Here is a 12,750-nt window from a genome sequence, read left to right as displayed (position 1 = left end):
TGTTTCTGTATGGTTTCCGGGGTTCAGCGCTTATTCAATGATGTAGTTCTGCATCGGGTCCCAATCCGGGTACTTCAGGTCATCTCTGGTGAAGGTGATTCCGCCGTCATTGGCGATTTTGATCTGCTCATCGATCACCTTATTGGCCTTGGCATCGTATTCCTCCGCGAGCGGCACCGGATCTTCATTGCTCATTACCGCCTTCAGGAAAACCTCCTGAATCTTCGGCTTCGGCATCGAGTCACTGATGTTCTTCGAGAACTGGTCATAGTTCTGGTTGTTCGTATTCACCGCCGGGGCCATGCGGATCGTCTCGTCCATGACCTTCACAATCTGCTGCATATCGGCGGACATCTCAATGCCTTCCATGGCTGCCGGCATCAGCACCAACTCTTTGGCATATTCATAATTCGCCCGCTCGAACGCTTCCGAGCCCAGGAAGTCCAGCACCTTCCACGCAGCATCCTTGACCTTCGACTGCGAGCTCATGGCATACCGCGGCTCGGCAATGGTCGGCGTGTCGCGGTAACCCTTGCGGCCTGCATCCGGCACCGGCGCTGCGGCAATCCCCATATCCATGCCTGCATTCAGCTTGCGGATCTCTTCCGCCTGCCAGGCTGCGCCGATGAACATGGCTACGCGTCCGGCGGCGAACTGCTGGTGCATCTGCGCGGTATCCCAGTTCTCCCAGCCCGGAGCCACAATCTTCTGCGCATTCAGCTGACGCAGAATCTCGACCACCGGCGTCGCCGACTTCGACGAGAATAGGCCGGTCTTCAGATTAATGATCGTATTTCCTTCATATCCGATTACACCGCCGTCAAGTCCCGAACCCAGGCCGGATACGCTCAGCCCGAACACCGCCGGAGCCTTGCCCATCATGGCAAAGCCGTAGACCTGCCCCTTGCCCTCCTTCGTAATCTTCGTTGCAGCTTCGACGAATTCACTGTGTGTCTTCGGCGGCTCACTGTAGCCGTATTTCTCCAGAATGGCCTTGTTGTAATACAGCGGTCTTACCTTATCGAAGCGCGGGTCGCGGACCGGAACGCCGATGATCTCCCCGTTCACCCGGGTCTGGCTGGTGCGGCTGAAGGCGCCCTCCGGGAAGCGGGCCTGAAAGGCATCGTCCATGTAGCTGTCCAGCGGCTCCGCCCATTTGTTGTCGTAGACGGTGCGGGCCTGCGGCTGGCCACCTTCGATGAAGAAGAGGTCCGGGCCCTCATTGGCGGCAAAAGACAGCTGAAGCGCATTATTATACTGCTCTGTCGGATTGGCGATAACGGTGACTTTGACGTCCGGATTTGATTTCATGAAGATGTCCATTTGTTCCTTGTAAAAGGCTTCATCGCCGGGTCTGGCCGAGACGATGGAGAAATTCACCTTCTGGACCGCAGCGGCTGTAGCCGCAGGTGCTTCAGATGATCCAGCCGGAGCAGTTGTCCCGCTGCTTTCCCCCGTGTTATTGCCGCCGCAGCCGGCCAGCACCCCTGCCATCATGCCCGTCAGGGCAAATACCGTTGTCAGCGCTCTCATGAATGAACGTTTTTGGGTCAATTGCATACACTCCCCTTTAAGTAGGCTCGGTGATGATTGATATACCTCGTCTGTATCGTTACTTCTCCTTACAGCCTTATTGTAGCAAGTACCGCGAACCGCGCGTATCCCATGCATCTACGATCCGGGTGGAGATATCTATGCAATTAGTGAGGGATGGGGTGCACATGTACAGTCGTCGCGGGCAGCGTCCAGCGAAATCAGGATCACTTATGCTCCTCATTCGCTCACCTAGCCGACTTTTGAGGAATTCAAGTGCACTTCTGCTCTTCATTGGCTCATTTGGCCAGATAGAAACTTGTATGCATTAGCCAGCAATCTGAGCGCCTGCTCTCCTCATCAAAAAAAGCAGTGCCGCCCATACAGGCGAACACTGCTCTTTCATTATGGTGCGGTCACTTTCAGCGTAACCACCTCGTACGGTGTCAGGACGCGGAAGACGGTCCCTCCGCTGGCCGCCAGCCTGGACTCCGTAACCGGCTTCTCCATCAGGTTAAGTTCCGTCAAGCCGGCTGGGTCCAGCGGCAGGTTAAGCTCCACCCGGTCCCGGCCGCCGCCGGATTCGTACAGGCGGAGTACAGCACCGCTGCCGTCCTCCGCGATCTTGACGGCATCCACGATCGTATGCCGGCTATGCACATCCAGCAGCGGGCCGGACGGCGGCAGGCTGCCCTCATGCTGAACGGCCGTACAGGCAAGCAGCGGCTGGTTCAGCTCGAACCCTTGCTGCACAACGTTCCCTGCTCTCCAGTCACCTTCGTGCGGATAGAGGGAATAGGTGAATTCGTGCACCCCGATATCGGCGGTATGGTCCGGCCAACGGGGCGAACGGAGCAGGGACAGGCGCATCGTATTTCCTTTGATATCGTAGCCGTACTTACAGTCGTTCAGCAGGCTGATCCCGTAGCCGCCCTCCGACAGATCCGCCCAGCGGTGCCCGCATACCTCGAACTGGGCTTGTTCCCAGCTGGTATTGTTATGGGTCGCCCGCTCAATGCTGCCGAAAGGAATCTCATACACTGCCTTCGCGGCCCGGATATCCACCGGAAAAGTAGCCTTCAGCAGCTTATGCTCCTCCCGCCAATCCACCCGGGTCTCGAAATCCACACGCCGGGAATGGCGGTGGAAGATGATATGCTGTTCCACCCGTGACTGGTTCAGCTCCCAGGTGAAACGGAGAATATCGCGGGTGTTCCCCTGCAGGACCGCTTCACTGGACAGCAGTCTGGCTTCCGCAGCGGGCTGCTCCGCAAAATGCGGGTCCATATCCCACGCATCCCAGACCGTCGGCCGGTCATGGAACAGCTGCAAGCCGTTGGCGGCGGCGCCTGGGGCGACAAGCTCCCGGCCGTTGCTTTTGTCCAGCCAGGAGCTGATCCGGCCCAACCTATCGAAGGTAATGTGAGCATTCTCTGTCTCCCAGCGGTCAAGTAGGGCAGGTATCTCTGCTGATTCTCCGCCAAGACTTGCCGGGTCCGCAGCAGCTACTGCCACAGCCCCTCCTGCTCCTCCGGTCACCCTATGGCGCAGCCAGATTACCTTGTACCCCATCGCTGGAACTTCTCCCGGCGCAATGAACAGCTTCACCTTGCCGCCAGACTCCAGCACATCGCAGGGAAGGGCCTGACCCTCCGCATCATAAGGCCGCTGAGCGAGCAGCTCCGCACCGCCTTGAACCAGAACCGTATCCTTCCGCGCCCAGGACAGGCTGTTGAACACAATCAGCGGCGTGCCTTCTCCCCGCGTGTCTATAGCAGCTGCCAGTGTGCTGGTGGCTTGACTGCGGGCCTGTTCCCCATAGCCAAAAACATCCTCATAATGCGCCTCCGACTTCACATACACCTCCGGGATGGAGGTGCCGGGAATGATGTCGTGGAACTGGTTCAGCAGCAGCAGCTCCCAGCCTTGGCGCAACGGCCCCTGTTGCACCTCCGCACAACGCTCAAGCGCTGCCGCGCCGGACAAATAGGACAGAGCATTCCAGATTTCCGCTTCGCGGTAGAGCGCCTCCGCCTTGCGGTTCCAGCGTTTATTTTTGGCGTGTGTGGTATAGGTTCCTCTGTGCAGCTCCAGATACATATCCCCGGACCAGACAGGCAGCTCAGGGGCAGCATCACGGATTCCGTCAAAAAACGCATGGGCCGTGCTGAACCGGCTCTCCGGCAGCCCCGGCAGGGAAGCGGAGCGTTCAATCACTTCCAGCATTTCGCGCGTGACCCCGCCGCCTCCATCCCCGTAGCCGTAGAGCAGCATTTGTTCGGGGTGTGCTTTTTGCTGGCGGAAGCTGTCCCAATGCTCTCCTACATCCGCCGGAAGTGTATTCTCATTCAGGCCGTGATTAAGGAAGGACAGAATCCGCGTGCCGTCGATGCCCTCCCACTGAAACAAATCATACGGAAAAGCATTCGTGTCATTCCAGTTCATCTTCGTAGTCATGAAGTAATCGACACCGGATTGCTTCAGCAGCTGGGGCAGGGAGGCACAATAGCCGAAGGTGTCCGGCAGCCATTCCACCCGCGGAACCTGGCCGAATTCCTGCTCATAGAAGGCACGCCCGTAGAGAAGCTGCCGGACCAATGACTCTCCGGAGGGGATATTCAGATCCGGCTCGACCCACATCCCGCCTACCAGCTCCCAGCGTCCCTCTGCGATACGCTGTTTGATGCGCTCGTACAGGTCGGGATAGTGCTTTTTGGCGTATGCATATAGCTGCGGCTGGCTCTGGGAATACCGGTAATGCTCATAATGCTCCATCAGCGTGATGACTGTCGAGAAGGTCCGGCCGGTCTTGCGCACCGTCTCCTTCAGCGGCCATAGCCAGGCCAGATCGATATGGGACTGGCCGACCATGTGCATCGTACCGGCTACTCCCGGGTCCCGGCTTCCTCCGGCAGCTTTGAGTGCGCTCCTAAGCTTCGCCTCCGCTTGCCCCATCTGCTCTTCACTTAGCGCTGCCGGGTCCCCGGCTTCCTGAATCAGCGCTTCCAGTGCGCGTTCAAGATATAGCCGTTCTGCGGAATGTTCCGGCAGCCGCTGCAATGTCTCGTAACCTACGGTTACCGTAAAATATAAGCTCTCCGCCGCCGTATCCACGCTCACCAGTCTGGCCTCCTCGAACCTGACCGGCGGGGCATCATTGTCCTTCTGCCCGTTGAGCGGATCTGTGGGAATCGGCGGCACATGATACAGCTCGATCTCCAGCTTCAGCTTACCGCTTGCCGCCAGTTCAGCGGAGAGCGGCACGAAGCTCCGGTTCTTGTCCAGGCCGTGATACGGTGTGCCGTTCACAGACAGCAGCCCCTCGCCCCCGGCCTTGAACACAAGGCCGGTCGTTCCTGCCTGCCATGCAGCAGGCACCTGTGCGGTTGCCGTAAGGAACAGGGTCTCCCGAACCTTGCTCGCAAGACGCCCGGGGGAAGCCGTCTCCCCTTCCGGTCCGTAATAACGGTAATCCCCTTCGTCTACATACTCCGCTCTGCGCAGCGACCACTCTTCAATCTCCAGGCTGTCCCTATACCGGCGCAGCATCAGCTCACTCAGCAACCGTCCGGTCCGTCTTGTCAGCGGCATATCCCAGCCTCCTCTATTGAGTTAGATGCTCCTGTTTCAACCCTCGCGTCAGGCAAAAGTCAAATGAACTGTGTGGATCTCATAAGGCTTGAAATCAAGCCGGATCGCAGGTCCGTCCACCTTCTCAGTCTCCAGCGGCCGCTCCATCAGATCGCGCAGCTCCCAGGAGGAGACGGCATAATCGCTGCTAACATCCGCCGTGCAGCGTGTTCCGGTGAACTCATGCAGCCGGACGATACAGCCGCTGCCGTCTTCGGCCAGCTTCACGGCATCGATGGCAATGTTCGGGGCATTGCAGGTGATCAAGGATTTGCCGGCTCCGGCGGTGTAGGCTCCTTCGACGGCCAGCAGCGGCTGGTTCAGCGCCCATGCTTCCTGCACCGTACCCGCAGCCACCCAATCCCCTTCATGCGGAAGCAGCGAATACGTAAAGTTATGCTCTCCCTGATCCGCCAGCCGGTCGGGGCTGGTCGCCGATTTGATCAGCGACAGCCGCATCGTATGATCCTTAATGTCATAGCCGTATTTACAGTCATTCAGCAGGCTGACCCCGTAGCCCCGCTCCGACAGATCCGCCCACTGATGACCCACGCTCTCAAACCGTGCATAATCCCAGCTTGTATTCCAGTGGGTCGGCCGCTTCACGTTACCGAACTGGATATCATAGGTCGCTTCTGTAGCACGCACAGCCACAGGGAAAGCCGCCTTCAGTAGCTGGTGCTGCTCATGCCAGTCAACATAGGTCTCGAAATCAATCCGCGCGCTTCCGGCATAGACCTTGACCTTCTGGACAATGGTGGAATCCATATAACTCCAGGCGAATTCCAGCACCGCCTGAAGCGGGCCGCTTTCGGTCAGCTTGACGGAGCGCAGATCGCTGATGATCCGCATCTTCTCCTGATAGTACAGATCGATATCCCAGGCATCAAACATCTTTGGCTTATCCTCGAAGACCTGAAGCACATTGCCGCATTCACCCGGTGCCAGCACCTCGCGTTCTGCGCTGCGGTCGAAGATCCGGCTAAGCTGTCCGTCCGCATTCCACTCCAGAATATAATAAGGAGTAGTTAGTATGGAATCCTGCCAGCGGAAGGGAACGGAGGGTTCTGGCTGAGCGGCTTCTGAACCGTCAAGCTGAGCGGCAACAATCACTGTACTGCCCATCGCCGGGACCGCCGCTGTCTGCACCAGCCACTGCCCGCCGGAGCGCTGTGCAATCAGCCGTTTGCCCTCGGCATCCGTCCAGATGGCGTTTTCTGTATCGTGAGACACGGTTGCCAGCCGGGGCGCGGTGAAGAAGGCGCTGTTAAACAGTGTATATTCTGTGCGCAGCGGGACTTCCGCCGGAGAGAGCCCGGCTTGCGGCGCAGGTGAACCCCCGGCAAACTCCGCAGGGAGACCGGCATGCGCTGCAGGCGAACCTTCGGCAGACGCAGACGCTGGACCGACAAGTCCTTCCACAGCCGCTGTCCGCGCGGCCAGGCCAAGCTGCTCCGCTTCGGCATATTCTACGCGGGAATCCTGGTACACCTCATGAATGGAGGAGCCGGGAATAATATCGTGGAACTGGTTGCGCAGAATAGTCTGCCAGCCTTCCAGAAGCGAGTCCGCAGGATACTGCTCGAATCCTCCGCTTTCCGCCGCCCAGAGCATCTGCAGCCATTCCGCTTCGCGGTAGAGCAGCTCCAGCTTGCGGTTCATTCTTTTATTATAGGCTTGGCTGGTATAGGTCCCCCGGTGGTACTCCAGGTATAGCTCCCCGTCCCAGGTATGCACATACTCCTCTGTAGCATCTATCGTCTCATGGAGACGCTCGAAGTACTCCGCTGCCCGGCCCGTCTTCACCTGCGGAAGACCCGGCATACTATCCAGCCGCCGCCGCATCTCCAGCATCTCGCGGTTGACACCGCCGCCCCCGTCCCCGTATCCGTAGGATAGCAGCAGCTCACGGTTCAGGTTCTTGTCCCGGTACTGTTCCCAGATTCCCTGCACGGAGAACGGCTCGATCAGGCCGTTATAGGTGTAATACCAGGCACCCGATTCCGGGCCCTCCGGCGTCGTGATGAAGTGGGTCAGCACCTCGCTGCCGTCAATTCCTCTCCACTGGAACGTATCATGCGGCATCCGGTTGTACTGGCTCCAGCTGATCTTGGTCGTCATGAAGGTGTCAATGCCTGACTTGCGCAAAATCTGCGGCAGCGCCCAGCTATACCCGAACACATCCGGCAGCCATAAATATTTGCAGTCCACGCCGAACTCCTCACGGAAAAACTTCGTCCCGTACAAAATCTGCCGCACAAGCGACTCGCCGCTTGTCAGATTACAGTCCGCTTCCAGCCACATCGCCCCTCCGGCTTCCCAGCGGCCCTCTTCCACCCGATGCTTAATCTCCTGATAGATCTCAGGGTAATCCTGCTTGATGTATGCATAGAGCTGAGGCTGGGTCTGCAAAAAAATGTACTCCGGGAACTCCTTCATCAGCCGCAGTACAGTGGAGAAGGAGCGGGCGGCTTTCTCGCGGGTGTGGGTCAGCCGCCATAACCAGGCCACATCGATGTGGGTATGGCCGATGGCGGTTACCGTCACCGGATGCTCCTGCTCCAGCCGGGACAGGTCTGCGAGCAGGCTTGACTCGGCCTCTTGGACTGAGGCATAAAACGCCGCGCTTCCGGGTCTGGACCAGTCCAGCAGGTTGAAGGCCTTGTTCAAGGCAGCCAGCAGCTCATGCTTCTGAATTTGGCTGTCTGGAAGCTGCTTGATTGTCCCAAGCGCCGCCCGGCCTGTGTAATAGAGGTTGTCGGCGGACTCATCCAGATAGGCCAGCTCCGCCCGCTTGATCTTGTGCTCCTGCGGAATCAGCTGCCCATCGCCGTTCAAGCCCGACCATAAGCGGAAGGTGAAATCCAGCTCACGGCCAGCCGCGCCGTCTTCCAGAAATACCTCCTGGTGGTTGGAGTCCACCCCCTGATAAGGCTTCCCGTCCAGGTACAGCAGCGATTCGAACCCGCTGTTATTGCCCCCGCCGGTACGCCCGAAATCGAACAGCCCGACCACGCGTTTCCCCTGCCAGTCCGCAGGCACAGCTACCTTGCGGTGCAGCCACAGATAAGCATCATAGCCGGTCCAATACTCACCGGTCCGCAGCTTCGTACCCCCGTCAAGTGTAGGCGGATAAGCACCATTAGCCCCCTCCTGATCCTCAGTAACCTGCCATTCCTCAAGTGTAATCCCCTCACGGTACCTGTAACTCTCCAGCTCTCTCAACCGCGCGCCAAGCTTCTCTTCTGTCCAGAACATATTCGTTCTCCTCCTTCGTTATAACACGTGTTATTAAACAGACAAAAGTGGTGGGCGGGCGGAGATCAGGAGCACTAGTGCTCCTAATTCCTGCGCCTAGCCAACTTTCGGCTAATTCAAGTGCACTTGTGCTCCTCATTCGCTCATCTAGCCAACTTTCTAGAAATTCAAGTGCACTTGTGCTCCTCATTCGCTCATCTAGCCAAATTTCTGGAAATTCAAGTGCACTAGTGCTCCTCATTCGCTCATCTATCCAAATTTCTGGAAATTCAAGTGCACTAGTGCTCCTCATTCGCTCATCTAGCCAACTTTCGGCTAATTCAAGTGCACTAGTGCTCCTCATTCGCTCATCTAGCCAACTTTCGGCAAATTCAGGTGCACTTGTGCTCCTCATTCGCTCGCCTAGCCAAATTTCTAGAAATTCAAGTGCACTTGTGCTCCTCATTCGCTCATCTAGCTCACCTTAAGTAGCACATCCAGCCCATTTCCAGCCAACTTAAAGAGATCTATCACTCTCATTCCAGCTTCCGGCCTACTTCCAGCCGAACCAGAGGGATTTATCCCTCTAAATTGCCGCACCCAGCCCATTTTCAGCCAACTTAAAGGAATTTATCCCTCTCTTTCCAGCACTCAGCCCGCTTTCAACCGAACCAAAGGGATTTATCCCTCTCATTTCAGCATCCAGTCCACTTTCAGCCAACTTAAAGGGATTTATCCCTCTCATTTCTGCATCCAGTCCACTTTCAGCCAACTTAAAGGGATTTATCCCTCTCATTCCAGCTTCCAGCCCATTTTCAGCCAACTCAAAGGGATTTATCCCTCTCATTTCTGCATCCAGCCTGCTTTCAACCGAACCAAAGGGATTTATCCCTCTCATTCCAGCTTCCAGCCCATTTTCAGCCAACTCAAAGGGATTTATCCCTCTCATTCCAGCTTCCAGCTCACTTTCAGCCTTGCCAGAGGGATTTCCCTCTAAATTGCCTCATCCAGCACATCTAGCCCACCCGGTGCATTTCATTTTACAAACCGGACTATCTCCAAGTACCTCCAGCAGCTACGCGCTTTCCCCCGCCCTCAACACGGCCGGGAGCCAGATTTTCTCGGCCTGTCCTGCTGCACTCCCGCCGCTCATCTGTTCGAGCAGGCAGCGTACTGCCTCTTCCCCCATACTCACATAGGGGATTTCAACGCAGCTTAAGGATGGCAGGCTGAGCCGGTGGCCCTGGATGGTATTATCAGCTGCCATGATGCGCAGGTCTTCGCCGATCTGCAGGCCCAGCTTATGAGCAGCCCGGTACAGATCGGGGATCGCACTCGACCAGTTAACCAGGAGGGGCGCAGACGGCTGACCGCTGAGCGCCGCAAGCCTCTGGAGACAATCTGCCCACGCGCCGCCATGCTCCTCCAAACGAAAGATTACCGGCTCCATCCCACGCGATGTACACCAGTTTGTGTAGGCCTCCCGGCGGTTCCGCTCCGCCCAGTTATCCTCCTCCGCCTCATGGTACACCTCGGCGTAGACCGGCCCCGGGTGCTGTGCCGTGCCTTCCCGCATCAAGTAATCCAGTGCGGTCTTCACACTGCCTGAATAATCAGCCAGTACCGAGTATACTCCCGGCACTTCCGCATACCCTTCCACGGAGACGTAGGGGACTCCGGCAGCGCTGACGCGGGAGGCCCATTCTTCGTCCCGGTAGCTGGTGTGGTCCAGGGTGACAATGCCATCGATCTTCCGCTGGTGATACAATTCCAGCAGCTCGGCCCTGCCGCCCTTATTCCCCTTGGGGCGCGGGGAGCAGAGCAGGATGTGATACCCGCCCAGCTCACACTCCCGCTGCATCCCTTCCAGCAGCCGGATGAACAGCGGATGACGCGTATCCCCGTATGCGGCAAGCGTCATGCTTCTGCCCGTCTTCATGCTGCGCGCACCCGCGTCCACATGATAATTCAGCTCACGGATCGCTTCCAGCACAGCCTCACGTGTATCTGCCCCAACCCCTATGCCGGGCGTATCGTTCAGCACCGCAGAGACGACACTGCGCGACACGCCCGCCCGTTTGGCTACATCGAAGCTGGTGACTCTTTTTTTGCTCATACTTTTCAGCACCTCAAGGGAAGTATAACACGTGTTATGAAACAAAGTATAGCGCTATCTTATGACGATGGAAAGGCAAGCTAAAACCGGGAAGTCCCCCCTCTCAACAAGTCACAATCCGTATACCCATCCGCACAAAAAGCCCCGCAGCCCATATTCAACGTCATTCATGGCACGGGGCATTTTATTTATTTCTGCAGCTCCTGGTCCTTTTGCTTCAGCAGGTCTGCATATTCTTCCTTGTACTGCTCCAGCTTCTGCTTGAGCTCGGCATTGCCGGGACTCGTCTTCAGCAGGCTGCTGGTCGTCAGGATGTTAGTGACCACACTATCAATCTTCTCGTCAATAATATCAATTTTACTCTTGGCCGCAGTCAAAGCAGGATCTGGCGTAGTCACCGGCACTGGACCAACCAGCGAGCTTCTCTCGTCGGACAACGGAGGAGCGGCTTGTCCTTTATCATCCAGGCTAATCGTTTTGCCCTTCACCGTCACTTTGAACCCGGCCAATTCGCCAATCGCCCGTACGGGCGCGTAGCTCTTGCCATCAATGACAATGGCCGGATCTGCCAGCTTTTTTCCATACACATTTACCGTATACTCCGCCTGAATGGCCTTTCCTACCAGTGTTGCAGAAGCACCAAGCGCCTGCGCACCCACCATCAGTATCGCTCCGGCAATGACGCCGGCAGCAATCTTTTTCATAAGAAATTCACTCCCTGTATAAGACTATAACTATTATTCTATCATTTTATAGCGGCGGGTGCTTCTCTTCGGCTGTAAATTGGCTTACAGTTATTTTTTTCCAATGAAAAAAGAGTTCTGATTGTCCCCTAATTACCTCGGATCAGACCAACTTAGAGATTGACAACACGGCTATTCCTCTCTATCATAGTTAAATGATAATGATTATCATCTTCATTCAACTACATACCTTCTAAAGGAGCATAGCACATGCCAAGCCTCAAAAAATTAGTACTCCCGTTAACCCTGCTTCTCTTCACCTTGATTCTGGCCTCCTGCGGCAAACCGGACAATACGGCTGCGTCCACTCCCACAACAACCGCCGCCACAAGTCAACCAACCCTAGCTCCTGAAGCCAGCCCGGCGGCTGTCACGGAAGCTGCTGCAACACGGAAGTATACGGATTACAAGAAACGGGAGGTTGAAATCCCCGCCGATCCTCAGAAAATTGTGTATGTTGGCAGTAATCCGGGTGACCTGCTGGCGCTAGGGATTAAGCCTGCGGGAGCTTCGCTAAGCGTCATCGGCACTCAGGTGGCTTACCCCGATCTGCTCGAAGGGATTGAGGACATCGGGTATCCGTTCTCTGCTGAGAAGATTCTGGCCTTATCCCCAGACCTGATTATCTTCGACGATTGGGACGAGACCGGGATTGAAGCATTAAGTAAAATCGCGCCGACCGTGGTGGTGGGACTGGACGGCACCTTCCCGACGGAGGAGCGTGTCCGGCAACTCGCTGACTTGTTTGGCCGCACGGAAGCTGCGGACCGCTGGTTCAATGATTATAAGACGAAGGTTGCCTCCGTGAAGAAGCAGCTCAACCTAACTGAAGGCGATACAGCTACCTCCCTGCTGGTGCTTGGCTCCGAGCTGTACATTATGGGCGGCAAAGGTCTGAACGAAACGCTGTACGGACAGCTTGGCTTCAAACCGGCAGAAGGCGTACAGAAGCTGGTCGATGCCGGCGAACGGTTCGTAACCATCTCTGACGAGGTGCTGCCACAGTATATTGGAAAGCATATGTTCCTCCTTACCGACAGCAGCAGCAAGACGGCTGCAAGACAGAGCGCGCTGATGGACAGCGGCTTATGGAAAGCAATCCCTGCCGTCAAAGAAGGCCGCGTATATACCTTCGATAGCAAGTATAACTTCGATGATCCGATTACGCTGGACAGGCTGCTGGATGAGATCGCGGGCATTTTCAAAGGTAAACAGTAATTAGAAAAATCGCGTTGACCGAATGTAATCGGTTTTTCGATTACATTCGGCTCAGGAGCCTCGCGACAGTGTGTTGTAATCGATTTTTCGATTACATTCGGCTCACGTGCCTCGGACAGCGTATTGTAATCGGTTTTTGGATTACATGCGGCCCATGTGCCTCGCGACAGTGCATTGTAATCGGTTTTCCGATTACATTCGGTCCATGTGCCTCGCGACAGCGCATTGTAATCGGTTTTCCGATTACATTTAGTCCATGCGCCACGCGACAGT

General features: G+C 56.4%; 7 protein-coding genes. 1 reads left to right on the top strand and 6 read right to left on the bottom strand.

The features are described 5' to 3' along the window. Positions 1–30: 30 nt before the first annotated feature. From NSS64_RS06815 to NSS64_RS06790, 6 genes are all read right to left on the bottom strand, one after another. Positions 31–1,554 carry an ABC transporter substrate-binding protein gene (locus NSS64_RS06815; RefSeq protein ID WP_341139665.1) on the bottom strand — a complete coding sequence of 508 codons (1,524 nt, stop codon included), beginning with the start codon at positions 1,552–1,554 and terminating at the stop codon, positions 31–33. 384 nt (positions 1,555–1,938) lie between these two features. After that, the gene (locus NSS64_RS06810) at positions 1,939–5,124 is read right to left on the bottom strand and encodes an alpha-mannosidase (protein WP_341139664.1); all 3,186 of its coding nucleotides are present in this window, start codon (positions 5,122–5,124) and stop codon (positions 1,939–1,941) included. Positions 5,125–5,172: 48 nt separating this feature from the next. Next, positions 5,173–8,421: an alpha-mannosidase gene (locus NSS64_RS06805; protein ID WP_341139663.1), complete on the bottom strand. Its 3,249-nt coding sequence runs from the start codon at positions 8,419–8,421 to the stop codon at positions 5,173–5,175. A gap of 565 nt (positions 8,422–8,986) precedes the next feature. Further along, a complete protein-coding gene (locus tag NSS64_RS06800) occupies positions 8,987–9,349 on the bottom strand; it encodes a hypothetical protein (protein WP_341139662.1) in 363 nt (120 codons plus the stop codon). A 126-nt stretch (positions 9,350–9,475) separates the two neighbouring features. Next, entirely contained in the window at positions 9,476–10,516 is a 1,041-nt protein-coding gene (locus tag NSS64_RS06795) for a LacI family DNA-binding transcriptional regulator (RefSeq protein ID WP_341139661.1), read from the bottom strand. 188 nt (positions 10,517–10,704) lie between these two features. Next, positions 10,705–11,220, bottom strand: coding sequence for a hypothetical protein (locus tag NSS64_RS06790; RefSeq protein ID WP_209871359.1), 516 nt, complete (start codon positions 11,218–11,220; stop codon positions 10,705–10,707). Positions 11,221–11,469: 249 nt separating this feature from the next. Between NSS64_RS06790 and NSS64_RS06785 the strand changes: the two genes are divergently transcribed. Beyond that, positions 11,470–12,477: an ABC transporter substrate-binding protein gene (locus tag NSS64_RS06785; RefSeq protein ID WP_341139660.1), complete on the top strand. Its 1,008-nt coding sequence runs from the start codon at positions 11,470–11,472 to the stop codon at positions 12,475–12,477. The last annotated feature ends 273 nt before the right edge of the window (positions 12,478–12,750 follow it).

It is taken from the genome of Paenibacillus sp. FSL H8-0122, assembly GCF_038005345.1.
Taxonomy (GTDB): Bacteria; Bacillota; Bacilli; order Paenibacillales; family Paenibacillaceae; genus Paenibacillus_AQ.
The sequence above is the reverse complement of the archived record's forward strand: the minus strand, read 5'-3'. Positions and strand labels throughout refer to the sequence as shown.